The sequence below is a fragment of the Actinoplanes sp. NPDC051861 genome (genome assembly GCF_040681145.1).
Lineage (GTDB): Bacteria > Actinomycetota > Actinomycetes > Mycobacteriales > Micromonosporaceae > Actinoplanes.
This window is the reverse complement of record NZ_JBFAYE010000012.1, coordinates 112,600-137,371: the sequence shown is the minus strand read 5'-3', so window position 1 is coordinate 137,371 and position 24,772 is coordinate 112,600. Positions and strand designations below refer to the sequence as shown.

The following is a 24,772-nucleotide window of genomic DNA, read 5'->3' as shown; positions in this document are numbered from 1 at the left end:
CACAGAAGACCCCCGGAGCCGGTCAGACGAAGCGGAACCAGTCGAGGTCGAGGACGTCGGCGGTGTCGTTGGCGCGGGGGACCACCGTGATGGAGGTGGTGCCGGCCGGCAGGTTGGAGACGTTGAAGGTGATCTCCTTCCAAGTGGAGGCGGTACCCAGCAGGCCCGGGGCGGCGATCACCGGGCCGGTCGCGGAACCGGCGTGGAACTCGAGGGTGAACGCCTGGTTGGTGGGCCGCGCCGAGGAGTAGCGGAAGGTGACCTGGTTGGGGGTGCGGCTGAAGGCGATCCGGTCAAAACGTGCCCAGTCGCCGTTGTTGAGACTGGTCAGCCGGGTGCCGCTGATCTGTGTGCCGGACTGGGAGTCGCGGGACTCGGCCTCGACGGTCGCGAAGGCGTCCCTGGTATTTCCCGACGGAGGAGGCGTTGTCGGATTTGTTCCGCCGCCCCAGTTCGTGCCGCGGCCGGAGAGCGTGCCGTTCACGAAGATCGAGTTCTGCAGTTCCCGTTTGAAGCCGGCGAGGATGTTTGGATTGTCCTGGATCCGGCTGTTGCCCCAGTAGCCGTCGGTGCAGTTCGGGGCGCCCGCGGAGGCTCCGGGCGGGCAGCTGAACTGGGCGATCGCCTCCCAGTCGCTGTTGATGTAGGAGACGCCGCGCAGGACGTCGGTGTTGCGGTTGACGTACGTGAAGAACTGGTCGTACCAGCTGCCGACCCGGGTCCAGTCGCCGTTCAGGGAGACGCGGTTGTTGCGGTTGACGCAGGAGGCGTCGAGGTTCGCGGTGCGGTACGCCTGCGGTGTCGACTCGGAGATCGTCGCCGGTTTGCCGTGGGCGCGGGCGAAGTTGAGCACCCGGTCGTAGAGAACGGTCGGTGTGCTGGTGGGGGTGTCACAGGCCCATTGGTACTGGCGGTAGGTCGCGTCCCAGTAGAAGGTGCTCAACCCGACGTAATCGACCACGTCATCACCGGGATACCAGTCGGCCAGGTGATTATTATGTGAAAAGTCGTACTTGTACTCGGCGGGGCCGTCCTTCGCGTAGCTGGCGGTCTGCCAGACGGTCTTGACGTTGGCGGCGCCGAGTGCGGAGATCCGCTGCTTCACGACGCGGAACGCCTGCTTGTAGAAGTCGATGTTGTAGCAGTTCCACGGCCCGTCGAACTCGTAGCCGACCCGCAGGTGGACCTGGCGCCCGGTGTTCTTGAAGTACGTGATCAGGTTGTCCAGGTTCTGGCGGTACTGCTGGCCCAGCGAGCCGGCGATGTCGGCGTCCTGACGGCCGATGATCGCGCGAAGCGGCTGGTTGGCGCAGCCCGGGTTGTCGGCCAGGTAGAGGCCGACCGCGACGGCGGCACCGGGGTACTCGGCGAGCGTCTGGTTGAAGTTGAAGACGTTGCCGTTCAGGTTGCAGGTGACGGTGAGGCCGTTGCAGGCGTTCGGGGAGATGTTGGTGTAGAGCGTGACGCCGCCGGGCCGGGGGAAGGACGCGTCGCGGTCGAGCACCTGCTGTTTGAACGCGGTCAGGTCCGGTGTGGTCTGACCGGCGAAGAAGGTGATCCGCCCGGCGGGGATGGCGGCGTCGGCGCGAGTGGCGTGTACTGCGCCGGCCGCGATCAAGGGGATGGCGAGAGCGGCGAGGACTTTTCGGAACACGTGGTTCTCCAGTTTCAGCAGGGGGTGGTGAAACCTCGGGCGAGAAGGCCCTGGCAGAACGAGGTGCGGGCGGTCGAGTACTGGGAGAGGCGGCCGTCGACGAACCATGTCGAGTTCACCGGGAAGTCGAAACTTCCGTCCTGAACGCCGTCCCAGCCGTACCGGAAGTCGAGGTCGATGTAGACGGCGGCCTTGATGACGGTGCTCAGGTCATGGGTGCCGGCCGTGTTCGGCAGCGGGCCGCGGTAGTCCATCAGCCCGAACAGCCGTTTCACCCAGAGGTCGCCGCGGGCCGGCTCCAGGCCCCGGGTGTCCGATCCGCCGGTGAAGTTCATCATCCCGGCCTCCGACAGGATCATCGGTTTGCCGTGGTCCTTGGCGAACTTCATCATCTTCAGGACGTTGCCGTCGTAGTCCCAGTCCTTCCAGACGGCAGCCGGGTTGCCCCAGCTGTCGGTGCCGATGTACGCGTCCCGGCACTGCAGCGTGGTGGTCTGCCCGTTGTAGTGGTAACCGTTGTCGTAGATCGGCAGGCACAGCTCGTGCGCGAAGATCGAGACACCGATCCAGTCGGTCACCGCGTCACCCGGATACATCTGCTGGTACTCACCGCGCACCGGGTGGAAGACGTACACCACGTTGTTCTGCCGCTTCCGCCCGTCGATCAGTGACCGGAGACGAGAAAAAGCGCTTTTGTACGAGGAACACGACGCGTCCGTGCAGTGGTAGAAGCTCGACACCTCGTAGTCGAGCCGCAGGTGGAACCGCGCGTTCGGGTACGCGTTGACGAAGTTGATCAGGTTGTCGAACTGGGCGGCGTACTGCCCGGCCCCGATCTCGGCGGTGACCGCGCGGGACCGTGCCGCCTTCACCTGCTCGTCGCCGCCGTTGAAGCCGGGCGGGTTGTCCTTCCAGGAGATGCCGATCTGGATCGCCCTGCCCTGCCGGGCGAGGAAGGTGGCGTAGTCGCGGTGCCCGGTGCTGACCCAGGTTCCCGACTTCACCTCGTAGTAGACGGAGCCACCGGCGGGCGCGGCGGCGAAGGACGTGTAGTCGTCCCAGGACGTTCTCGTGGACTGCCCGATGAACAGCAACCGGTCCGGGGCGGCCCCGGCCGGTGCCTGTCCGCCGAGCACAGCGGCCACGAGGACGGTGGCGGCCACGGTGAGGATTCTGCGGAACATGCCGGTACGGTAGGGACCGCGTAGATGAACTTCGAAGTGTTTTCGAAACCTCCCGGCCATTTTTCGGCCGCGCGACCTGCGCCCCTTAGTTGCGATTCGATCACGCTGCGGTGTCACATCATGTTGATGTGAACGAAATCGAACATCGACCCTGAAAGCCACGGCCGGATCCGATGTGAGCGTTCCCAATTGCCGCTACTTGCACCGGCTGACGCCACCCGTGCCGTGCGAGTCAAGGAGTTCCGAAACCTGCTCGCAACCTTGACAAACAAACTTTACCGATGCCTAGATGTGTTTGAACATGCGTGAAGACGTTCGTTCTTGAGGAGCCATGTTGATGCCTGCCCAATTTCGCCGCACTGCGGCCATTGCTCTCGGCCTGATGATCACGGTGGCCGGTTGCGCGAAGAGCGAGGAGGACCCGTCCTCCGGCACCGCCGCCGCGCCCGAGGCCACCCAGGTGGTGCAGTCGGCCGCTCCCGGCGCCGCCACCTGCACCATCGACCAGTACGGCGGCACGAAGATCGACCTGAAGACGGCCACCGTCGGCTTCTCCCAGTCGGAGAAGGAGGCCAACCCGTTCCGGATCGCCGAGACTCAGTCGATCGAGGACGAGGCGGCCAAGCTCGGCATCACGAACCTGAAGACCACGAACGCGAACTCACAGTTCAACAAGCAGATCAGCGACGTCGAGCAGCTGCTCGACCAGGGCGCCCAGCTGCTGATCATCGCGCCGCTGAACTCGGACGGCTGGGACTCGGTGTTCGCCAAGGCGGCCGAGAAGAAGGTTCCGATCATCACGATCGACCGGAAGATCAACGCCGCCGCCTGCAAGGACTACCTGACCTTCATCGGCTCCGACTTCGCCGAGCAGGGCAAGCGCGCCGCCGACGAGATGGCCAAGGCGCTCGGCAACAAAGGCGAGGTCGCCATCCTGCTCGGCGCGCCGGGCAACAACGTGACCACGCTGCGGACCAGCGGCTTCAAGGACCAGATCGCGAAGATCGCGCCGGACATCAAGATCACGTTCGAGCAGACCGGCAACTTCTCCCGCGAGGAGGGCCAGAAGGTCACCGAGCAGCTGCTGCAGTCCAACCCGAACATCAACGGCGTCTACGGCGAGAACGACGAGATGGCGCTCGGCGCGATCACGGCGCTCAAGGGTGCGGGCAAGAAGGCCGGCGACGTCAAGATCGTCTCGATCGACGGCACCAAGGGCGCGGTACAGGGCATCGTGGACGGCTGGGTCTCCGCGGTGATCGAGTCCAACCCGCGCTTCGGGCCGCTCGCCTTCCAGACCGCCACGGACTTCTTCGGCGGCCAGGCGGTCGGGCAGGACATCGTCATCCAGGACCGCGCGTACGACGAGAGCAACGCGAAGACCGACATCGCGAGCGCGTACTGAGATGACGTTGCTGGAAGTCGCCGGTGTGTCCAAGGTGTTCCCGGGTGTACGCGCCCTGGACGACGTGAGCTTCACCCTCCGTCCGGGTGAGGTGCACGCGCTGGTCGGGGAGAACGGCGCCGGGAAGTCCACCCTGATCAAGGTGCTCACCGGCGTCTACCAGCCGGACGGCGGGGAAGTGCGGTTCGGCGGCGAACCGGTCCGGTTCGCCACCCCGCTCGACGCGCAGCGCTCCGGGATCTCGACCATCTACCAGGAGGTCAACCTCGTCCCGCTGATGAGCGTGGCGCAGAACCTCTTCCTGGGCCGCGAGCCGCGCAACCGGTTCGGGATGGTCGACAGGTCCAGGATGGAGCGCGAGGCGCGGGCGGTCCTGGCGAACTACGCGGTCACCGCTGACGTCCGCCGCCCGCTCGGCACGCTCCCGCTGGGCGCGCAGCAGATGGTGGCGCTGGCCCGGGCGGTCATGGTGGACGCCCAGGTCGTGATCATGGACGAGCCGACGTCCTCGCTGGAACCTCGGGAGGTGGAGACGCTCTTCGGTGTGATCCGCGACCTGCACGCCCGGGGGATCGGCATCGTCTACGTCTCGCACCGGATGGACGAGCTCTACCGGATCTGCGACGCGGTCACGATCCTGCGCGACGGCCACGTGGTGCACACCGGCCGGCTGGCCGACCTGGAACGCATCCGTCTCGTGTCGCTGATGCTGGGCCGCCAGATGGCCGGGTTCACGGCCTTCGCCGGCGAGCACGACACCGACGACCGGGCCGGCTCCGTCCTCAAGGTCAGCGGCCTGACCAGCCGGAACCGGCTGCGCGGCATCGACTTCGAAGTCCGCCCCGGTGAGGTGGTCGGCCTGGGCGGGCTGCTCGGCGCCGGCCGCAGCGAGACGATCAAGGCGATCGCCGGGGCGTACCCGATCGACGGCGGCGAGATCGAGGTCGACGGCAGGCCGCTACGCAGGCCGACCACGGTCAAGGCGGTCCGGGCGGGCATCGCGGTGCAGCCGGAGGACCGCAAGGCCGAGGGCATCGTGCCGGGCCTTTCGGTACGCGACAACATCGCGCTGGCCGTCCTGCCGCGCATGTCCCGGCTCGGCCTGGTCTCCGACGCGCGGATCGACAGGGTGGTCGACACGTACATGAAGCGGCTGCGGATCAAGGCGTCCGGCCCGGACCAGCGGGTCGGCGACCTCTCCGGCGGCAACCAGCAGAAGGTGCTGCTCGCCCGGCTGCTCGCCACCGGCCCCAAGGTGCTGCTCCTCGACGAGCCGACCCGTGGCATCGACGTCGGCGCCAAGGCCGAGGTGCAGTCGCTCATCGACGAGCTGGCCGCCGAGGGCCTGGGTGTCGTGCTGGTCTCCTCGGACGCCGAGGAGCTTGTCGAGGGCTCCGACCGGGTCGTCGTGCTGCGCGACGGTGCCGTCGTCGGCGTCCTCAGCGGTGACCGGGTGACCACCGAGGAACTTCTCGCCACGATCGCGGCGGCCGCGCCGGAAGAGGACGCATGACGACCGCCAGGAGAAACACCGGCTGGCTTCCCCGATACGGGGTCTATGGCGCCATCGCCCTGCTGCTGGCGTTCAACATCGTGTTCACGCCGAACTTCCTGACCGGCAGCAACCTGCGCATCCAGCTGATCCAGGTCGCGCCGGTCGTCATCGTCGCGCTCGGCATGGCCCTGGTGATCGGCACCGAGGGCATCGACCTCTCCGTCGGTGCCGTCATGGCCCTCGCCGCAGCATTGATACCCCTTTATCTAGGGTACGGAGTAACCGGCGCGATTCTCGTCTCGTTGCTCGCCGGGGTGGTCGTCGGCCTGATCAACGGCACTCTGGTGGCCAAGGTCGGCCTGCAACCGATCGTCGCCACCCTCGCCCTGTTCGTCGGCGGTCGTGGCCTGGCCGTGGTGATCTCCGAGGGCAAGCTGAAGGACGTCCGCAACGAACAGCTGATCCACCTCGGTTCCGGTGACCTGTTCGGCATCCCGGTTCTGGTCTGGATCGCCGCGCTGCTCGTCCTCGTCGTGGCCTTCGTGATCCGCCGCACCGTCTTCGGCCGCCGCCTGCTCGCGGTCGGCGGCAACCGGCCCGCCGCGGAACTGGCCGGCCTCCCGGTGCAGCGGGTCCTGATCACCGTCTACGTCCTGTGTGCCGTGCTCGCCTCGATCGCGGGTCTGCTCTCGGTCGCCCGCATCCAGTCCAGCGACGCCTCCTCGGTGGGCCTGCTCATCGAACTCTCCGCGATCACCGCGGTGGTCGTCGGCGGCACCCCACTCACCGGCGGCAGGGTCCGCGTCCTCGGCACGGTGGCCGGCGCCCTGCTCATGCAACTCGTCCTGGCCACCATGATCAAACACAATCTGCCGCCGTCGACCGCCGAGATGGTGCAGGCCATCATCATCCTCGTCGCCGTCTACGCGGCCCGGGAGAGGAAGACCCGATGACCCCGACGGCGCTTCCCGGCGCGTTTCTCAACCGGCGCGCGGAACGCACCGACCGCCTCGTCGGCGCCGTCCAGCGCCAGGGCGCGCTCGCGGTCCTCGCCCTGGTGGTGTTGATCTCCCTGTTCGCGTTCCCCGACTTCCGCAGCTGGGACAACGCGGCCACGATCCTGGTGGCGGCCGCCCCGCCGATGCTCATCGCCCTCGGCATGACCTTCGTGATCATCACTGGCGGCATCGATCTGTCGGTGGGCTCGCTCTACGTCCTCGGTGGAGTGCTGGCCGCCTGGGCCTCCCAGTACGGCTTCGTCGCGGCGTTCGCCGTCCCGCTGCTCGTCTGTGCCGTGATCGGCCTGGTCAACGGCGTCCTGATCGCGTACACGGCAATGGCGCCCTTCATCGTCACCCTCGCCACACTGCTCGGCGCCCGGGGCTTGATGCGGGCCCTGAGCAACGAGGGCTCGACGACGTATCTCGTGCAGAACGACGCCTTCCGCTCCCTCGGCACCGGCTCCCTGTTCGGCATCGGCTGTCAGGTCTGGCTCGTGGCGGTCGTGGTGCTGATCGGCATGGTGCTGCTGGGGCGCACCCGATTCGGGAACTCGGTCTACGCGGTGGGCGGCAGCGAGGACGCGGCGGGGCTGATGGGCATTCGGGTCCCCCGTACGAAAATCGCTGTTTATCTTTTGTCGGGGTTGCTCGCCGGCCTGGCGGGATCCGTCAACGCGGCAAAGCTGGGCTCGGGGGTCACGGTTCTCGGCGCCGGAATGGAACTGGACGCGATCGCGGCGGTGGTGATCGGCGGGACGCTGCTGACCGGGGGAGCGGGAACGATCGGCGGGACGGTGGCCGGCGTGCTGCTGCTCGGCGTCATCCAGAACCTGATCAACCAGGTCGGAAACGTGAACAGCAACTGGCAGCAGGTGATCAGCGGAACTTTCCTGGCCCTGGTCGTCGTCGCCCAGATCTACCTGGTCCGCATGCGCCGCGGCCCCTCCTAGCTCGGCGTCAGCTCACGTGCCGGGCGATCGTGCGGGCGCAGTCGAGCGACTCGGTGTGCGTGGTGTCGACCTCGACGTCGTAGACGACGCCCCGGTGCACCGCCTCGGCCTGGAGGGCCGCCATGCCCGGCGGCCGGTCGCCCCGGGCGACCTCCCTGGCCGCGGCGGCCCCGGGCGCGCACCGCACACCGACCCACAGCACCTCGAGTCCGTCGAGGTGGCCGCGGAGGCGTTCCTGCGACGGCCGGCCGGCGAGGAAGACGTCGTCGACGATGATCCGTGCGCCCGCCCTGGCCATGGCGGCGATCCCTTTCGTCCAGGCGGTCTCGATGGTTCGCCATTCCTCGCCGAGGACCACCTCGCCGTCCGGACCGTAGGAGATGCCTTCACCGGAATCGAGGAGTCCGGGTGGCAGCCGGGCGATCAGGTCGTCCACACCCATGCTGATCCACGGTTGCGGAAGGATCCTCTGGAGACAGCGGACGATCCCGGACTTGCCGGAGCTGGATCCGCCGTTCACCACGATGACGTCAGTGGTCACTTTCTCGAACCCCTCATGTGAGGCACCTCGTTGCGGGCCAGCCAGGTGGCGAACAGGGCGACCACACAGAGCGCGGCCAGGCTCAGGAATCCGATGCGGAAGGAGCCGGTGGCGTCCTTGGTCGCGCCCAGTGCGTACACGAAGGCGAAACTGCCGAGATTCGCGCAGAAATTGCCGAAACCGCTGATCAGACCGGCGCGCTCAGAGCCAAGGACCTGCAAGGGTACGGCGAACAGCGGCCCGAAATAGACCTGGACGAACACGGAGATGACCGCCACCACGAGCAGCACACCGGCGAGTCCGGGCACATAGGTCAGCGCGGTCAGGCCGGCCGTCAGAGCCGCGAGCGAACCGCCGATGACCAGTAGTGGCCGCCCGATCCGGTCCGAGACGTATCCGCCGAGATAGTTCGCCGGTGCCGTCACCGCCGAGCCCACCGCCGCGACGAGTCCCGCCGTCGTCAGCGACTGACCGCGGTCGACGACCAGGTACGTGGGCAGCCAGAACGTGAAACCCTGCGCGACCGCCAGCCGGCTGAACTGGACGACACCCATGAGCCACATGATCCGGTGACGGAGCAGCGCCGGCAGATCGCCGATCCGCACCGCACCCGGAGCGGCGGTGCCACTGCCCGCCCCGGCTCGCCAGTAGAGCCCCACCGCCAGTAGCCCCGAGGCCGCGAACAGCACGAACAGCAGTTGCCAGCCGAGCGGCCCGACGAGCAGTGGGCCGATCGAACTGAGCAGCACGTTGGAGGAGAAGCCGCCGACGACGTAGAGGCCCATGGCCGTCGCCCGGCGGTCGGAGGGGAACTGCTGGGTCATCAGCAGCAGGCCGGGCGCGAACACGAGCGCCCGGAAGAAGCCGCTCAGCGCCTGGTTGAGAAGCAGCGCCTGATAGGACGACAGCACCGTGAACAGCGCGGCGAGCAGGTTCGTGCCGAGCAGCCCGATCAGGAAGACGCGCCGCGGCGTGAACCGGTCGGCGAGGTAGCCGGAGGGGATCTGCATGAGCGCGTAGACGAGGTTGGTGACCGCCGCGAGTGTCCCGGCCTGGGTGAAACTCAGCCCGAGGTCGGCGCGGATCAGCGGGAGGAACAGCGCGATCCCGCCGTAGATCAGTCCCTGGGTGCTCTGGCACACCACGAGCAGCGTGATGATCAACCGTCGCACCCGACGACCGTACCCCAGACCGGCTATCGGCCCCGACTCGCGGACTTGGCGCGGTACATGGCGGCGTCGGCCTCCCGCAGCAGATGGTCGGAGTCGACCGTGCCGTCGCCGGAGATCGCGACGCCGATGCTCACGCCGACCCGCACCGGGCCGCCCTCGATGGCTACCGGCTCGCCGACCGCCTGGTGGATGGCGTCGCAGACGGACTTGTAGGCGTCCGGCGTCGCCAGCCCGTCGATCAGCACGACGAACTCGTCGCCGCCGAGGCGTGCCACGGTGTCGGTGCGCCGCAGCAGCCCGGTCAGCCGCCGCGCGACCTCGACCAGGAGCAGGTCGCCGGCCGCGTGCCCGTAGGAGTCGTTGACCGCCTTGAACCCGTCCAGGTCGAGGAGCAGTACCGCGTACCGATAGCCCGGCTCCCGCGCGGCGCGCGCCTCCGCCTGTTCGAGGCGGTCCTCGAGGAGGACGCGGTTCGGCAGCCCGGTCAGGTGGTCGCGCAGCGCGGCCGTGCGCAGCCGTTCCTCCTGCTCGCGCAGGGCGGCCATCATCACCTGGTAGTCGAGGGCCTGCGCCAGCAGCGCCCCGGAGTGGTTCATCATCTCGCGGCCGGGCGGCGTGGTCGACTGGATGCGGCCGACCGCGGAGAGCATGCCCCAGTCTCGGGCCCGGCTGCGGATCGGCACCACGAACACGATGTCGTCGGCCTCACCGTCGGCCATGTCGAACAGCGCCTGCGGCGGGAACCGGTCGACCGGCAGCACGGCTCCCGGCGCGCCGACATTGATCTTGTACTGCCCGGTCAGCCGCAACCGGTCCGGCTGGTCCTGATCCCACAGCCCGAGGCAGCCGGCGAGGGCGGGGGTGAGGCCGAGCCACTCGAGGCTGCGAACGTCGCGCTGGCGGGTACCCAGCAGTTCGATGCCCAGCTCGTACTGGATGTTGAGCGTGCTCTGCAGGTACTGCACCTGCCCGAACAGCGACCTGGTGTGCGGCTCGGAGACCGGCAGCCCGGTGCTCGGGCAGCCGCACGAGTTGCGCCGCTGGAAGACCGTCGTCACCTGCCGCACCCGTGGTGACTGTCGCGGATCAGCGCTCAGCTCCCGGAACAGCTCGTAGACGGCGGTGCCCACCTCGTCGAGCGGCTGCCGCACGCTGGACAGCGCCGGTCGCAGGTAGGCGGCGTCGGCGATGTCGTCGAACCCGACCACGGCCAGTTCCGCCGGCACGTCGAACCCGGCGGCGGTCATCCGCCCGATCAGCCCGATCGCGTTGCGGTCGGTGCCGAGCACGATCGCGGTCGCCGGCATCCCGGCGCGGATCAGGGCGTCGGCGACGGCCTCACCGCCGCTCTCGTGGTTGTCGCCGGTGTCGAACAGCAGGTCGGGACGGGGTGTCAGGTCGTTCGCCAGCAGACCCTCGCGGTATCCCTCGTGGCGTTCCCGGAGGTCGAAGTGGGCGAGGTATCCGGCGAAGGCGATCCGGTCGTGGCCGTGCTCGACGAGGTGGCGCACGGCTGCGCGTACCCCTGAACGGTTGTCGGCCAGGACCACCGACGCGCCGGTGTCCGCCGCGTCCTGGGCCACGAAGATCACCGGAAGCCCGGCGCGCCGCGCGGCGGCGGCGTAGCCGGCGGCGACCGCACCCGGCAGCACCACGAGCCCGTCCAGGGTCTCCCACCCGATCGAGCGATGAAAATCGGGCAGGCCGCTGCGATCCGCACTGTGCGCGCCCGGGTCGAGCGTCTGCACCGCCATCACCCGGTCGCCGCCTTTGACGGCCGCGGTGTTGATCCCCTCGATGATCGCGCCGTAGTAGTCGCCACCGACGAAGGGCGAAAGGATCCCGAAGGTGCGGCCACTCACCCTTCCATGATCCCTTGTCGCGGATATCGTGCGACACGAAAGTCCGTTTTCAGCTGTGATCCGTTTCAGTCGTCGGAGGAACGCATGGCCCGCTACGCGGCCCTGCTGCGCGGCATCAATCTCGGCCGGTCACGCCGGGTGGGAATGCCCGAGCTGCGGGATTTCCTGACCGAGCAGGGGTACGCGGAAGTCAGCACACTGCTGCAGAGCGGCAACGTGGTCCTGACGTCCTCGTCGCGCCCTTCATCCCTTTCGTCCTCCCTCTCCGCCGAACTGTCATCCCGCTTCGACATGCCGATCGAGGTGATCATTCGCAGTCGCGCCGAGATCGCCGCCGTCGTGGCGCTGGACCCGCTGGGCTCCGTAGCATCGGACAAGTCACGATATGTCGTAGCCTTCTCGGCGGAGCCGGCGACCGACCCGCTCCCACCCGCCGACTGGGAACCGGAGCGTTACGTCGTGTCCGGCTCGGAGATGTACCTCTGGCTGCCGGACGGCCAGATGAACAGCCCGCTCATGAAGGCCCTCGGCAGGATCAAGGGTGGCCCGCCGGTGACCGTGCGCAACTGGAACACTGTCGAGAAGCTGCTCGCTCTGCTGGACCGTTGCGTGAGGTCATGACCTGCGCAGGTAGCCGTGTTCGGCCAGGTGGCGGGCGCGCTGGTCGTACAGGGCGGGGTCGTCGGGTGTGGTGGTGGCCAGGCCGTCGACGTAGCGGTTGAACATGCAGAAGGCGGCGGCGATCAGGACCGTGTCGTGGATGGTGCGGTCGTCGGCGCCGGCGGCGCGGGCCTCGGCTATGTCGTGGGGTGAGACGGCGCGGCCGTCGACGCGTACCCGGTCGGCGATCGCCAGGAGGGCTCGCATCCTCGGGCCGGCGGCGTCGTCGTCGCCCGCCAGGACTTCGTCGTAGTCGCTGCTCAGCCGACGGGCGACGGCCCCGTGGGTCTCGGCGCAGAAGGTGCAGTCGTTGCGGCGGGACACGTACGCCGCAATGGTCTCCCGCTCGGCGGGTGTGAGCGGCGAAGGTCCACGCAGCAGGGTCTCCGCGAGATTGTTGAGCGCTCCGGCGGTGTCCGGGTGGGCGGCCAGGAGCCCGGCGATCCCGGGCAGGGGCGGCAGGGGAATGTGCGGCACCCTGACAGCGGACCATGCGCATGCGTGGATGTCCACACACGACTATGGTCGAACGGATGCGACGAGCGACCGCTGTACTGATCATGATCCTTGCCGTGACGTTCGGGCTGCCGGGCCCGGCGTTCGCGATCGCCAACGGCGAGCCGGTGCCGGACGGCAAGTACCGCTTCTCGGTCAAGCTCACCATGACCGGTATCCCGACCTCGACCGGCGGCAGACGCAACAGCGCCTGCTCGGGAGCGCTGGTCAGCCCGTGGTGGGTGATCACCGCCGGACACTGCTTCCGCGACGCCAACGGTGTGCGCGTCGAATACCCGGTGGCCGACCTGACCACGGCCACGGTGGGCCGCACCGACCTGTCCGGCACCGGCGGTCACGAGGTCAAGATCGTTGCCGTCCGCCAGTCCACCACGGCGGACGTCTCGCTGGCCCGCCTGGAGCGCCCGATCCGCGACATCCGCCCCATCCGGCTGGCCCGGCACGCCCCCGAGGCCGGCCAGGTTCTGCGCGTGACCGGCTACGGCTCGGTCACCAGCGTCAGCCCGGTCCCGGAGTCGCGCCTGCGCACCGGCCAGATGAAGGTCGTCTCCCTCACCGACTCGGTGGTCGGTCTCTCCGGTCACGCACCGCAGGCTGACACGACGCCGTGCCCCTACGACTCGGGCGGCCCCTTCTTCACCGAGTCCTGGCGGAGCGGCCCGACCCTGACCGCGCTGGTGAGCAACGGGCCCTCCTGCCCGCACACCCTGGTCGAGAACGCCGCCCGCACCGACAACCTGACCTCATGGATCAAAAGTGTGATCCGCTGACCAGGTGTTCGCGGTCGGCTGACACCGATCAGGGCTGTTCTACGGAAGCGACGCGGTACTTGCTCACGTCGGCTCCGAGCAGGGGCGGGGTCTCCAGCTCGGGGCCGCCCGCGTTGCGGAACGTCAAGAGGGCCTCGTCGGACTCCCAGCGTTCGTAGACGTTGACGCGGCCGGCGTCGAGGGGGTCCGCGGCCTGTACGAAGTCGAGGCAGCCGGGTGCCTCGCGAGCCAGGCGGGTCACGTCCCCCACGGCCGCGAGGTATGCGTCGCGGTCGGCGGGGGAGACGTGCAGCGCTCCGGCAATGATGATCACTAGGTTGTCCTCCTCAGGATCTGGGCGGTGGTCACGACCTCGCCGAAACGCGGCAGGACCACGGACAGGGCGTGCTCGTGCTCCTGCGCCGTCACGCCGGTCATCGCGTCGGAGGCGAAGATTACGTCATACCCGTGGTCGGAAGCGGCCCGTGCCGTCGACTCGACGCCCATGGTGGTGGCGATACCGGCCATCACCACGGTGTCGATCTCGCGGGAGCGCAGCGCCGCGTCCAGCCCGGTTCCGTAGAACGCGCCGATCGTCCGCTTCACGATCACCACGTCGCCGTCCCGCGGTTCCATCTCCGGGACGAAGCCGCTGCCCGGCGGCTGGACGTCCACGTTCGGGCGCTCGACCCTGACCAGCACAACGGTCGCGCCCGCCGTGCGCCAGGCGGTCACCAGCCGCGACGACCGTTCCACCACGTCGGCGCCGCGGTGCGGACCGAGGTCCTGCTCCACGAGCCTGGGCATGAGATCCACGACGATGAGCGCGGTACGCGAGACAGCGATGGTCATCCCGCCATCCTCGCCTGCGTGTGCGCCGTCCGGCCGCCCGGCCCGGTGCGATAATCCCCGGATGGCTCAGCCGGACGGCACCGTGCAGTTCACCTGGACCGAGTTCGAGGAGGTCGCCGGTTCCAAGGGACTCTTCGACACCGCCCGCAGAAAGGTGGAGGGTGCCGGGCTGCTCGACACCACCAGGCTCGCCGCCAACCTGCAGAACTTCTGCCGTGACATCGCCGTGGCGGTCGACTCCGCAGCCGTCGCCGTGGGGCAGTACGAACTCGACAGTCTCGAACTGAACGTCGAGGTGACGGCGAAGGGCGAGATACGCCTCATCGGGTCGGCGTCCAGTGAGGTGAAGGGCGGTCTGAAACTGTGCTTCCGGCGCAGGGCCGCCGATGATTGACGCCGCGATCGTCATCGGCTGTTCGGGGTACGAGGATCCCGACATCGCCGACCTGCGCTGGGCGCACCGGGACGCGGAGCGGTTCGCGGCAACGCTGACCGGCATCGGCACGCCGGCGGAGAACATCGCGCTCCTGCACGACGGGCTCGCCCCGGACTCGCTGCCGACCCGCGCGGCGATCGTGCGGCGTCTCGCCACGCTGGAGCGGCGCGGCCCGCGGACGGTGGCGCTGTACTTCAGCGGCCACGGCTTCCGGTCACCCGAGGACGAGACCGATTTCCTGATCCCGGCCGACTGCGTGGCCGGTGCCCTGCCCGACACCTCGATCCGGTTCGACCTCGTGCTGCGGATGCTCCGCAAGTCCGGCGCACAGAACATCCTGCTGTTCCTGGACGCCTGCCGGGCCGCCGTCGAGGGCGGCAAGTCGGCCGGTACCGAGGTGACGCCGATCGACGTGGCGGCCATCCGCCCGCCGGGGATGGTCTCGTTCTGCTCGTGCAAGCCCGGTGAACGGTCCTACGAGTCCGACGATCTGCGGGCGGGCGTCTTCACCGAGGCGCTCTGCCTGGCGCTCGGCGAGAGCGGCAGGTGCACCACGATCTACGAGCTGGACAGATATCTGGTTCGGACACTGCCCGACATCTCGGCGGCCTGCCGCAAGCCGTGGCAGCACAGTTACACGCGGGTGGAGCCGCTCGGCATCCAGTCACTGAGCGTGGTCTCCGATCGCAAGCGCAACGAGTGGTCGTCGTCCGGAAAGGTGGGACAGGAACGGCGGGCTCAGCGGCTGGCCGCCACAGCGGTGCCGCTCTCCGAGGCGCCGATGCTCGCGATCGACTTCGGTACGAGTTACAGCGCCGCGTCGGTCTGCCTTCCGGACGGCACGGTGAAACTCATCCCGTCGCCGCAGGGCCGGACTCTCGTGCCGTCGGTGGTGACGTTCACCGAGGACCTCGACTACTACGCGGGCTGGGCGGCACTGGCGGCGGAACGGGACCATCCGCTGAGTTCGGTACGTGAGGTCAAACGAGTGCTGGGCACCGACGCGGCGGTGGAGATCCAGGGGCGCAGCCTGTCGCCCGAGCTGATCGCCGGCCTGGTGATCCGGCACCTGAAGAACAACGCGGAGGACTTCCTCGGCGTGCCGGTCGGAAAGTGCATCGCGTCCTATCCGGCGAACTTCGGGATCGCCCAGAACAACGTTCTGCAGAAAGCCTTCCAGCTCGCCGGCCTCGAGCTCGACCGGATGCACGGCGAGCCGAACATGGCGGCCCTGACCGTCGAGAACGGGTCCGACTGGGAGGGTACGGTCCTGGTCGTCGATCTGGGCGGCGGGACATTCGACGTCGCCCTGGTGGAGATCGGCGACGACGTCTACGAGATCAAGTCGGTGGCCGGCAACAACGACGTCGGCGGCCTGGACTTCGACACGGCGCTGGCCGAACACGCGATGAAACAGCTCCGGGGACTGCACATCTCCGGTGAACTGCGGCCGCTGCTGCGCCAGGAGGCGGAACGGGCCAAACGCTCGCTGGGCGACCACGAGTCCACCACGATCCGGTTGCCCGACATCGAGGACGGGCACGGTGGTTTCCGCGATCACGAGGTCGTTGTCGACCGGGCGACGTTCCGCGCGGTCACCGAGCATCTGACCACCTTGATCGTCGAGACGATCGGTTTCGCACTGGACGACGCCGCGATCCGTTCCACCGACCTGGATCTGATCCTTCTCGCCGGTCAAGGAGCCAAGATCTTTACGGTACGGGAGGAGCTCGCCAAGCTGTTTCCCCAGGTCGCGGTCGAGTCGACGTACCAGGAGACCGCGGTCGTGCTGGGCCTGGCGCGGCAGTCCCGCATGGTGAGCGGCGTGGAGGGCAGCGCGCTCCTGCTCGATCTGACCCATCGCGGACTGGGTTTCCGGTACACCCCGGCGGGAGAGACGGAACACGGTCTGCGCGCCGCCAAGGACGGGCGCGGCGGTTCCGAACTGGTGACGCTCGTCGAACGATCGTCGACCATCCCGGCGATGCGTTCCGAGGTCGTCAGCTTCGCCGGCCGTGCGGACGAACCGCTGCGAATCGAAGTCGTCGAACGCTCGCGACTCTCCGCCGTGCGGCCGGGCGCCGCACCGGAGCATCTCACGATCGGTGAGTTGGAGGTGCCGGCCGCCGGTTCCGAGGTGGACGTGGCGATCGAGTTCCACCTGGACCACCGGAACGTGTTCAGCGTGCTCGTCGAGGACATGACGAACCGCCACCTTCATGACGTTCAGCTCAGCCACCTCTATCACCGGCGGGGGAGCATGAAATTCGTCCAGCGCGTCAGGCGGGTCCTCGACGGATGGACGGTCCATCCGCTGCGGCAGATCGGCGAACCGCCGGACCCCGCCGCCGCGATGAGCCTGGAGACGGTCGACCTGGACGCCGACATGGAGGCCATCCGGAACGGCACCTACGCGCGTGACGTGTCGCCCGGCGAGGCATTTCTGGCCGGCGGGCACATGGCTGTCCACGCCGGCCGTCCCGAAGAGGCGGCGGAGTTCTACCTGTCCGCGGTTTCCGCCTTCCTCCCCATCCGCCTCAGCCGGGGTGACGCGGAGACCGCCATCGAATGCCTCACCAGGACGGCGTCGTCGTTGCCGAGCCACGCCGAGTTCGCGGCGAGACTCGAACGGGCCGTCGACGTGCCCGTCCAGAAGGCTGAGTCGCTCACGGCCGCCGCGGCGGACGCCGTTCGGCTGCTGAGGGTGGGCACCTACCAGGGCTAGATCCTCGTCCTTCCCTCCTGGAACGTTTCACATTGTTGCCTGTTTCGCTGTTCCTCGAATTTCCATGCGCAACGGTCATCGGCACGTCAACGGTGACATTCAATCGATGAGGGTCATTGACATGAGGCCTTGACAGGTTCCAAGCTGTGACGAATTGGGCGGCCTCCGGAAATCCCCAGCCGGGGTCGCCTCCGTCCCCTCATTTCCGTCCCTTGTTCCCCCACAGGAGACCTTCGATGAAACGTTGGCGTACCTGCCTGCTCGCCGTCTCGACCCTCGCGGTCGCCGGTGGCGGCGTCGCTCTCGGCGTAGGACAGGCGTCGGCCGCGGACTGCGGCGCGCTCAGCTACCAGGCCCAGGCGACACTCAGCGGAAGCACCTGGACGGCACGCAACAGTGCCGGATCCAGCGTCTACAGCGGAACGGACATGCGCGCCGCCGTGCAAGCGGCGATCGGTGCCCTCTCCGCCGGCCGCACCTCGAAACAGAACGTGCTGGTCCGTGGATCGGGCTCGATCAGCGCGGGCTCGCGGATCTCACTGCCGAGCTACACCCTCATCGACGTCTGCGGCACGATCAACGTGACCGGCAGCGGCTCGGGCGACCAGGCGCCCATCTATTCGCGCGGCACCACCGACGTCGAGGTGGCCCACCTCAACGTCACCGGCGCACCGCTGTACGGCATCTTCGCCCGCAGCGTGAACAACCTGACCCTCGGCGTGATCGACATGCGCCTGTCCCGCGGCCTGGGCGTGCGCATCGACAACTACGGCAACACCGCGGTGATGAGCAAGAACATCCGCATCGGCACCGTCTACGTCTCCGGCGCCAGCTCCCACGCGGTCGAGACGTACGGCGTGGACGGCATCACGATCGGCACGGTCACCGCCCGCAGCGTCGGCGAGTCCGGCCTGCTCCTCAACCAGACGATCAACGCAACGGTCGGTACGGTCGACGCGGAGAACGCGGGCACCGGAACCGGCTACGCGGCGTTCCGGATGGCGAACCGCAACGGGCGCATCGGTAGCAGCTACAACACCAACATCCGCGTCGGCACGGTGAAGGCCCGAGGCGGCGGCCGAGGCATCTTCTGCGTCTCCGAGAGCGGCGGCTTCACCATCGACCGCGTCGACATCGCCAACACCGGCAACAACGCCGTCCTGATCGAGAACTGCTACAACGGCGTAATCGCCAACGCCTCCGGCACCATCAACGGAGGCGGCGAGGTCCGAATCTCCTCCCGCACAGAATTCTCCCCGTCCTCCAACATCAGATTCCAGAACCTGACAGTCAGCAACACCAACATCCGCTGGAGCCCCTGCACCGGCTCCGGCAACACGGTAACCAACGTAACCCGAGTCAACTCCACCCTGACCTGGTGCTGAACCCACCCCAGCCCCACCACCAAACTAGATCCCGGCGGCCCCACCACGGGCCGCCGGGCACCGTCCCGGGCCACCCACCGGTCCCGGTCACCCCGCCCACCGTCCCGGCCGCCGTCCCGCTCAGCCCGCCGTCCCGCTCAGCCCGCCCGGTGACCCGGCCGCCGTCCCGCTCAGCCCGCCGTCTCGGTCAGCCCGCCCGGTGACCCGGCCGCCGTCTCGCTCAGCCGCCCGCTGTCTCAGCCGCCGTCTCGGTCAGCCCGCCGTCTCGGTCAGCCCGCCCGGTGTCTCGGCCGCCGTCCCGCTCAGCCCGCAGTCCCGGTCAGCCCGCCCGGTGTCCCGGCCGCCGTCTCGGTCAGCCGCCCGCTGTCTGGGTCAGCCCGCCGTCTCGGTCAGCCCGCAGTCAGGCAACGCCCTCTGCCACCGCCGCCCGCCGACCCGGCGGGGCGGTTGGCTAGTTGGGGCGGTGGGCTCCTGGGGTGACCAGGCCTGTCTCGTAGGCGACGACGACGGCCTGGACGCGGTCGCGCAGGTTGAGTTTGGTGAGGATTCGGGTTACGTGGGTTTTTACGGTTGCCTCGCTCAGTTGCAGGGCGGTGGCCAGCTCCAGATTGCTCAGGCCGCCGGCGAGGAGGGTCAGCACCTCGCGTTCTCGGGGGGTCAGGCCGGCCAGGTCGCGGTGCTGGGCGGCGCGGTCGGGGTCGGCGGTGGTGAAGCGCTCGACGAGGCGGCGGGTGATCGACGGGGCCAGCAGGGCGTCGCCGTCGCGGACCAGGCGGACGGCGTGGATCAGGTGGTCGGGAGTTACGTCCTTGAGGAGGAAGCCGCTGGCGCCGGCGGTCAGTGCCGCATAGACATATTGATCCAGGTCGAAGGTTGTCAGGATTACCACGCGGACCGGGTCGCCGGCTGCGGTGTGCGGGGCGTCGGCGAGGATCCGGCGGGTCGCCTCGAGGCCGTCCATGCCGGGCATGCGAATGTCCATGAGCACCACGTCGGGGCGCAACCGGCGGGTCGCCGCGACAGCCTCCTCGCCGTTGGCGGCGTGACCGATGACCTCGATGCCCTCGGCTGCCAGGATCATCGTGAAGCCGGTCCGGACCAGCGCCTGGTCGTCGGCGATCACCACTCTCATGGGGTGTCCTCCCCGGGCGCCGGCATGGTGGTGTCCGGCGTGGGCAGGGGCATCCTCGCGTACACCTGAAAGCCGCCACCGACCCGCCTGCCGGCCCCCAATTTCCCCCCGTAGACCCGCAGCCGCTCGGTGAGCCCGACCAGCCCGGAGCCGGCGCCGGTGCTCGCCGGTTGCCGCGCCCGCGGCGGCGGCGCCTCGTTGACCACCGACACGACAAGATCCTTTCCGGTCCCGGACGGCTCAACCGTGACCGTCACCTCGGTCTTCGCGCCGGGTGCGTGCCGCAGCGCGTTGGTCAGGCCCTCCTGCACCACCCGGAACGCCGCGAGGTCCAGACCGTGCGGCAACACCACCGGTGTGACGTCGAGAGTGATCGGCTGGCCGGCGTTGCGCACCTTGTCGACGAGCGGCTCCAACTGGTCGAGGCCAGGCTGTGGATGCAGCAGGTCGTCGTCGGGGCCCGGGGCGAGGACACCAAGCAGCTGCCGCAGCTCGGCCATGGTCTCGCGGCCGCTGGACTCGACCGCCGCCAGCGCGTCACGGGCCATCTCCGGGTGGGCGTCGAGCACCTTGCCGGCGGCACCCGCCTGGATCGTCATGACGCTGACGTGATGGCTGACCACGTCGTGCAGCTCCCGCGCGATCCGGGCGCGCTCCTCCACGACGGCCAGTCTGGTGGCGGCCTGCTGCTCCCGCTCGAGGGCCCGGGCGCGCTGCTCGGAGGCCAGGGCACGGCTGCGCGCGGCGCGGATCGCGACACCGAGCAGGCCGATCGGCACCAGCAGCACGAACACGCCGGTCCAGCCGGGCAGGCTCGGCCAGGTGTTCTCGTCCTGGACCGCGACTATCAGGCAGACCGTGAGGAGTGTGCCCATCGAGAGCCAGACGGACCTGCCGTAGACGGCCATGGAGTAGGCGCCGATCAGCAGCGCCGAGAGGTTCGCCAAGTTGCCCTCGATGTCGATCGCCGAGAACGCGAGGAACTGGAAGGCGAAGGCGGCGAGCGGCCACCGCCTGCGCAGCAGCAGCGGGGCGGTGAGCAGAAGATTCTCTGCGAGGAGCGTGGCCTTGGGCTCCGTCGGCTCGGCGGCGAAGAAGATGCCCGCCGGTGCGTCCTGTCCGTCCTGCGGTCCCGGCCAGAGGATCGCCGGGGCGGGGACGTCACCCCGCTCACCGGTCAGCGACACTGCGGCGAGGGTGAGGAAGACGACCAGCAGGACATCGGCCCAGACAGTCAGTCTTCCGGCACGCCACAGCGCGGTGAGGCGGGTGAACGTCGTCCGGAGCACGCGCCCATTCTGCCGCGCGGAGGGCTTGGGGACATCCATCATCCTGCGTACGACCTGGGGATGACGCGGTCGCGGCATTGCCCTCTTTCGGCCGACGACGGCGCGGTGCCGGCGGGCCTAGCGTCCTGCGTCGACGGCAATCGACGGAAGGGGGAACGCCATGAGCGACGTGGTGCGGTTGCGTGGTGTCGGCAAGCAGTACGAGTCGGCCGGACCGCCGGCCCTGGCGGATGTGGGACTGACGGTGGCGAGCGGTGAGGCGCTCGCGGTGATGGGCCCGTCCGGCAGTGGCAAGTCCACTCTGCTCAATCTGATCGCCGGCCTGGACCGGCCGACCAGCGGCGAGGTGGAGGTCGCCGGGACGGTGCTGAACAGGTTGTCGGAGAAGGCGCTCGCCCGGTTCCGGCGGGCCAGCATCGGGATCGTCTTCCAGTTCTTCCATCTTCTCGAGGACCTGACGGCGCGCGACAACGTGCTGGTGCCCGCGCAGCTGGTGGGCGGCAACCGGCGGGCCGCCCAGGCACGGGCGGACGAGCTGCTGGACAGCCTGGGCCTGACGGCGCGCGCCGATGCGTACCCGTCGAGGCTCTCCGGCGGCGAACGGCAGCGGGTGGCGGTGGCCCGGGCGCTGATCAACCAGCCGTCGCTGCTGCTGGCCGACGAGCCCACCGGCGCGGTCGACGCGGCGGCCGGCGAGCAGATCATGCGGATCCTGCAGGATCTGAGCCGCAGCGGCCAGACGATCCTGCTGGTCACGCATGATCCGGACCTTGCACGGCAGTGCGCGACCCGGACGGCCGAGGTCCGCGACGGGCGCCTCACCGAGCAGGTGCCGGCATGACGGCCCGAGCCGCGATGACCGCGCGCGCCGGCATGACGGCCCGCGTCGCCATGTCCGCCCGCGTCGCCATGACCGCGCGCGCCGGCGTGACGGCCCGCGCTGGTACGACGGCCCGCGCCGGCACGACGGCCCGCGCCGGCATGAGGGCCCGAGTCAGGCGGCAGGCGGCGGGCGACCTCGTGAGCACGACGGTGGGCGGCCTGGGCGGCTTTGTGGGAGCGGCGGTGGACGACCGGGCGATCACGGAGGGCGGCATCGAGGGCGCGGGCCGGACCGGAATGTCGAAGGAGGGCGGCGCATGAGATCCGTGGTCAAGGCGGCCTGGGCGGCGGCGCGGCGGCGGAGGCTGCAGAGTCTCGTGGTGTTCGCGGTGGTGCTGTTGTCGAGTGCGACGTCGGTGCTGGCGCTGGGGCTGCTCGTGGCGTCGAGTGAGCCGTTCGACCGGGCCTTCTGGAATCAGAGCGGTGCCCACGCGACGGTGGCGTTCGACGCCACGAAGGTGAACGCTGCTCAGCTGAGCGCCACCACCTCTGCTGAGGGGGTGATCGGGGCAGGTGGCCCGTACGCAATGGTGGAGAACCAACTCGACAAGGGTGGGCCGCGTCGCCCGCCGGGGCCCATCGTCGGTCGCGCGGAGGCCGACACCTCGGTGGACCGGCTGGAGATCAGCGACGGTAAGTGGCTCACCGGGACGGGACAGATCGTGCTGTCCCGAGCCACCGCGGGGCTGACGCAGAACGCGTGGAAGGTGGGCGACGAGGTCACCGTGCTCGTGCCCGGGCGACCGAAACTGACCGTCGTGGGGATCGCCTCGTCGGCGACCGGATCGGCCACCGCCTGGGTGTGGCCGGAGCAGGCCGACGTGCTGCAGGGCGGGTCGTTCCAGATGCTCTACCGGTTTGCCGAGGCGGGCACCGACGCCGAGGTCAAGGATTCGCTCGCCGCCGCGACCGCGGGACTGCCGTCGGGCGCGGTCACCGGGTCGACCAGCTACCTCGCGGTCAAGCTGGAGGCGGAGGGGCGGATCAAGGTGTTCGTGCCGTTCATCGTGGCCTTCGCCGTGCTGGGGCTGGTGATGTCGGTGCTGATCGTGGTCAACGTGGTGGCCGGTGCGGTGGTCACCGGGTTCCGGACCATCGGTGTGCAGAAGGCGCTCGGGTTCACGCCGGGGCAGGTGGTCGGGGCCTATGCCGGGCAAGCACTGCTCGTCGGGGTGCCGGCCTGCCTGATCGGTGTCGTGGTGGGTCGCCTCGCGGCGATGCCGCTGCTCGGGCAGACCGAGACCGCCTTCGCGACCAACGGACGGCCGACGGTCCCGATCTGGGTTGATCTCGCGGTGCTGGCCGGCGCGTTCGTGCTGCTCGTGGCCGCCGCGGCCGGGCCGGCACTGCGGGCCGGGCGGTTCTCGGCCGCACAGGCGATCGCGGTCGGGCGGGCACCCCGCAGCGGGCGCGGATTCCGGATCCGGCGCGCGCTGGCGGCGACCGCGCTGCCTCGGCCGGTGAGCTTCGGGCTGGCCACGCCGTTCGCCCGCCCGGCGCGAGCCGCGGTGACCGTGGTGGCGGTGCTGCTCGGGATCACGACCGTGGTGTTCGCGGTCGGGTTGTCGCTCTCGCTCACCCGGGTCGCGGACGCCGGCAACCGGATCGAGGCGGTGCCGGTGGACGTCAGCATCGGCGGACCGATGATCGCGGGCGCCGGGCCGGGGAAGGCCGGAGCACCTCCCGACGCCGTTCCGGCCACCGGCGGTCCGCCTCCGGCGGCTGACCCGGACGCGGTGAAACAGGTGGTCGAGGCACAGGAGGGAACCGCACACGTGGCGACGCGGATGTCGCAGGACATCAACGTCGCGGGATCCACACAGCCGCTCGAGGTGCGCGCCTACGACGGGGAGGCGTCGTGGACCGGTTATCCACCGATCTCCGGCCGGTGGTACCGGTCGGCGGGCGAGGTGGTGGCCGGTGCGCGCATGCTGAAGCAGACAGGTGCCTCGGTCGGTGACACGGTCACGCTCTCCACGGAGCTGGGGCGCCGCACGGTCACGATCGTCGGGGAGGTGTTCAGCAACGGCTCGGACTCCGTCGTGATCATGGATGTCGCGACGCTGGACGGGCTGGTCAAGGATCCGCGGCCGCAGAGCGTCGAGATCGGGCTGGAGGCGGGGGTCGATCCTTATGCGTACGCCGACAAGCTCACGACCGCACTGGAAACCGCCGGGGTGCCCGGTGGCGTGGCGGTCCGGGCGGACAGCCAGGAGAACGAGGTGATCACCGTGATGCTCGGGCTGATCGCCACGCTGACACTGCTGCTCACGGCGGTGGCGGGGCTGGGAGTGCTCAACACCGTGGTGCTGAACACCCGGGAACGGACACACGAGATAGGCGTGCTGAAGGCGGTCGGTATGACGCCGGGACAGGTACGTGCCATGGTGGTGTGCTCGATGCTGGTGGTGGGTGCGATCGGGGGAGCTCTGGCCGTACCCCTGGGGCTGCTCCTGCACGGCTGGGCACTTCCGGTCATGGCCGGGGCCGCTGGACTCACCCTGCCCGCGTCGATCCTCGACGTGTTCACACCGGTGCGGCTCGCGGCGCTGGGCGCCGCGGGGATAGCGCTTGCCGCGCTGGGGGCACTGCTCCCGGCCGGGTGGGCGGCGCGCAGCCGGGCCGCGACGAGCCTGCGGGCCGAGTGATCAATTTCAGGGGTACGGGGTAAGCACGCTGCCGCCCTGCTGGGGACCGTTGTGACTGGTTTCGATACAGTCGGTCCTCGCGTTTACGGGGGAGGATCGACATGACTGGAACCGGGGAGGAACCGGAGGTCACACGCTCGGGCGTGCCCGAGTCGGAGGGCGGGCGGGGTTCTGAGCCGCCGATCGCGGATGCGCTCTCGGGTGGGGCGGCGGATCCGGCCGGTGCTCCGGTTT

The 24,772-nt window shown here is 69.2% G+C and carries 22 protein-coding genes; 12 read left to right on the top strand and 10 right to left on the bottom strand.

What is annotated here, in order from left to right; translation table 11 throughout:
* Window positions 1–22: 22 nt before the first annotated feature.
* A complete protein-coding gene (locus tag AB0M02_RS28175; protein ID WP_364231941.1) occupies window positions 23–1,654 on the bottom strand; it encodes a carbohydrate-binding protein in 1,632 nt (543 codons plus the stop codon).
* A 14-nt stretch (window positions 1,655–1,668) separates the two neighbouring features.
* Window positions 1,669–2,838 (bottom strand): hypothetical protein, encoded by a 1,170-nt coding sequence (locus AB0M02_RS28170; protein ID WP_364231938.1) that lies wholly within the window; start codon window positions 2,836–2,838, stop codon window positions 1,669–1,671.
* 337 nt (window positions 2,839–3,175) lie between these two features.
* Here AB0M02_RS28170 and AB0M02_RS28165 point away from each other — a divergent pair, with 337 nt between their 5' ends.
* From AB0M02_RS28165 to AB0M02_RS28150, 4 genes are read left to right on the top strand one after another with little or no spacing between them, the layout of a single operon-like run.
* A complete protein-coding gene (locus AB0M02_RS28165; protein ID WP_364231935.1) occupies window positions 3,176–4,243 on the top strand; it encodes an ABC transporter substrate-binding protein in 1,068 nt (355 codons plus the stop codon).
* A 1-nt stretch (window position 4,244) separates the two neighbouring features.
* Window positions 4,245–5,756 carry a sugar ABC transporter ATP-binding protein gene (locus AB0M02_RS28160; RefSeq protein ID WP_364231932.1) on the top strand — a complete coding sequence of 504 codons (1,512 nt, stop codon included), beginning with the start codon at window positions 4,245–4,247 and terminating at the stop codon, window positions 5,754–5,756.
* Window positions 5,753–6,691 carry an ABC transporter permease gene (locus AB0M02_RS28155; protein WP_364231930.1) on the top strand — a complete coding sequence of 313 codons (939 nt, stop codon included), beginning with the start codon at window positions 5,753–5,755 and terminating at the stop codon, window positions 6,689–6,691. The genes AB0M02_RS28160 and AB0M02_RS28155 overlap by 4 nt, the downstream gene beginning before the upstream one ends.
* Window positions 6,688–7,689, top strand: coding sequence for an ABC transporter permease (locus tag AB0M02_RS28150; protein ID WP_364231927.1), 1,002 nt, complete (start codon window positions 6,688–6,690; stop codon window positions 7,687–7,689). The genes AB0M02_RS28155 and AB0M02_RS28150 overlap by 4 nt, the downstream gene beginning before the upstream one ends.
* Before the next feature lie 7 nt (window positions 7,690–7,696).
* Here the strand turns inward: AB0M02_RS28150 and cpt are convergent, their stop codons facing one another.
* The 3 genes from cpt to AB0M02_RS28135 are packed head-to-tail and all read right to left on the bottom strand — an operon-like array spanning window position 7,697 to window position 11,264.
* Window positions 7,697–8,230 (bottom strand): chloramphenicol phosphotransferase CPT, encoded by a 534-nt coding sequence (gene cpt / locus AB0M02_RS28145; RefSeq protein WP_364231924.1) that lies wholly within the window; start codon window positions 8,228–8,230, stop codon window positions 7,697–7,699.
* Complete coding sequence (locus AB0M02_RS28140) at window positions 8,227–9,402, bottom strand: MFS transporter (RefSeq protein ID WP_364231922.1); 1,176 nt, start codon at window positions 9,400–9,402, stop codon at window positions 8,227–8,229. The genes cpt and AB0M02_RS28140 overlap by 4 nt, the downstream gene beginning before the upstream one ends.
* A gap of 23 nt (window positions 9,403–9,425) precedes the next feature.
* Complete coding sequence (locus tag AB0M02_RS28135) at window positions 9,426–11,264, bottom strand: GGDEF domain-containing protein (protein WP_364231920.1); 1,839 nt, start codon at window positions 11,262–11,264, stop codon at window positions 9,426–9,428.
* Window positions 11,265–11,348: 84 nt separating this feature from the next.
* Between AB0M02_RS28135 and AB0M02_RS28130 the strand changes: the two genes are divergently transcribed.
* Window positions 11,349–11,885, top strand: a complete 537-nt coding sequence (locus tag AB0M02_RS28130; RefSeq protein ID WP_364231917.1) for a DUF1697 domain-containing protein — start codon at window positions 11,349–11,351, stop codon at window positions 11,883–11,885.
* Here the strand turns inward: AB0M02_RS28130 and AB0M02_RS28125 are convergent.
* Entirely contained in the window at window positions 11,880–12,401 is a 522-nt protein-coding gene (locus tag AB0M02_RS28125) for a carboxymuconolactone decarboxylase family protein (protein WP_364231915.1), read from the bottom strand. The genes AB0M02_RS28130 and AB0M02_RS28125 overlap by 6 nt on opposite strands.
* A gap of 56 nt (window positions 12,402–12,457) precedes the next feature.
* On the opposite strand from AB0M02_RS28125, the gene AB0M02_RS28120 reads away from it, so the two are divergent.
* Window positions 12,458–13,210 (top strand): trypsin-like serine protease, encoded by a 753-nt coding sequence (locus AB0M02_RS28120; RefSeq protein ID WP_364231913.1) that lies wholly within the window; start codon window positions 12,458–12,460, stop codon window positions 13,208–13,210.
* A gap of 28 nt (window positions 13,211–13,238) precedes the next feature.
* Here AB0M02_RS28120 and AB0M02_RS28115 read toward each other — a convergent pair whose 3' ends face one another.
* Together AB0M02_RS28115 and AB0M02_RS28110 are read right to left on the bottom strand one after the other, a co-directional pair.
* Complete coding sequence (locus AB0M02_RS28115; RefSeq protein ID WP_364231910.1) at window positions 13,239–13,523, bottom strand: antibiotic biosynthesis monooxygenase family protein; 285 nt, start codon at window positions 13,521–13,523, stop codon at window positions 13,239–13,241.
* Window positions 13,523–14,041 (bottom strand): isochorismatase family protein, encoded by a 519-nt coding sequence (locus AB0M02_RS28110; protein ID WP_364231908.1) that lies wholly within the window; start codon window positions 14,039–14,041, stop codon window positions 13,523–13,525. The genes AB0M02_RS28115 and AB0M02_RS28110 overlap by 1 nt, the downstream gene beginning before the upstream one ends.
* 61 nt (window positions 14,042–14,102) lie before the next feature.
* On the opposite strand from AB0M02_RS28110, the gene AB0M02_RS28105 reads away from it, so the two are divergent.
* The 3 genes from AB0M02_RS28105 to AB0M02_RS28095 all read left to right on the top strand — a co-directional run bounded on the left by AB0M02_RS28105 (window position 14,103) and on the right by AB0M02_RS28095 (window position 18,587).
* Complete coding sequence (locus AB0M02_RS28105; RefSeq protein ID WP_364231906.1) at window positions 14,103–14,435, top strand: hypothetical protein; 333 nt, start codon at window positions 14,103–14,105, stop codon at window positions 14,433–14,435.
* Window positions 14,428–17,202, top strand: a complete 2,775-nt coding sequence (locus AB0M02_RS28100) for an Hsp70 family protein (protein ID WP_364231905.1) — start codon at window positions 14,428–14,430, stop codon at window positions 17,200–17,202. The genes AB0M02_RS28105 and AB0M02_RS28100 overlap by 8 nt, the downstream gene beginning before the upstream one ends.
* A 236-nt stretch (window positions 17,203–17,438) precedes the next feature.
* The gene (locus tag AB0M02_RS28095) at window positions 17,439–18,587 is read left to right on the top strand and encodes a hypothetical protein (protein ID WP_364231903.1); all 1,149 of its coding nucleotides are present in this window, start codon (window positions 17,439–17,441) and stop codon (window positions 18,585–18,587) included.
* 451 nt (window positions 18,588–19,038) lie between these two features.
* Here AB0M02_RS28095 and AB0M02_RS28090 read toward each other — a convergent pair whose 3' ends face one another.
* The gene (locus tag AB0M02_RS28090; protein ID WP_364231902.1) at window positions 19,039–19,719 is read right to left on the bottom strand and encodes a response regulator transcription factor; all 681 of its coding nucleotides are present in this window, start codon (window positions 19,717–19,719) and stop codon (window positions 19,039–19,041) included.
* Complete coding sequence (locus AB0M02_RS28085) at window positions 19,716–21,008, bottom strand: sensor histidine kinase (RefSeq protein WP_364231900.1); 1,293 nt, start codon at window positions 21,006–21,008, stop codon at window positions 19,716–19,718. The genes AB0M02_RS28090 and AB0M02_RS28085 overlap by 4 nt, the downstream gene beginning before the upstream one ends.
* 160 nt (window positions 21,009–21,168) lie before the next feature.
* On the opposite strand from AB0M02_RS28085, the gene AB0M02_RS28080 reads away from it, so the two are divergent.
* Genes AB0M02_RS28080 through AB0M02_RS28070 form a run of 3 tightly spaced genes read left to right on the top strand, consistent with a single transcriptional unit; the run spans window position 21,169 to window position 24,538 of the window.
* Complete coding sequence (locus tag AB0M02_RS28080; RefSeq protein WP_364231899.1) at window positions 21,169–21,849, top strand: ABC transporter ATP-binding protein; 681 nt, start codon at window positions 21,169–21,171, stop codon at window positions 21,847–21,849.
* Window positions 21,846–22,151 (top strand): hypothetical protein, encoded by a 306-nt coding sequence (locus AB0M02_RS28075; protein ID WP_364231896.1) that lies wholly within the window; start codon window positions 21,846–21,848, stop codon window positions 22,149–22,151. Before AB0M02_RS28080 ends, AB0M02_RS28075 begins: the two co-directional genes overlap by 4 nt.
* Window positions 22,148–24,538: an FtsX-like permease family protein gene (locus AB0M02_RS28070; RefSeq protein ID WP_364231894.1), complete on the top strand. Its 2,391-nt coding sequence runs from the start codon at window positions 22,148–22,150 to the stop codon at window positions 24,536–24,538. The genes AB0M02_RS28075 and AB0M02_RS28070 overlap by 4 nt, the downstream gene beginning before the upstream one ends.
* Window positions 24,539–24,772: the final 234 nt, after the last annotated feature.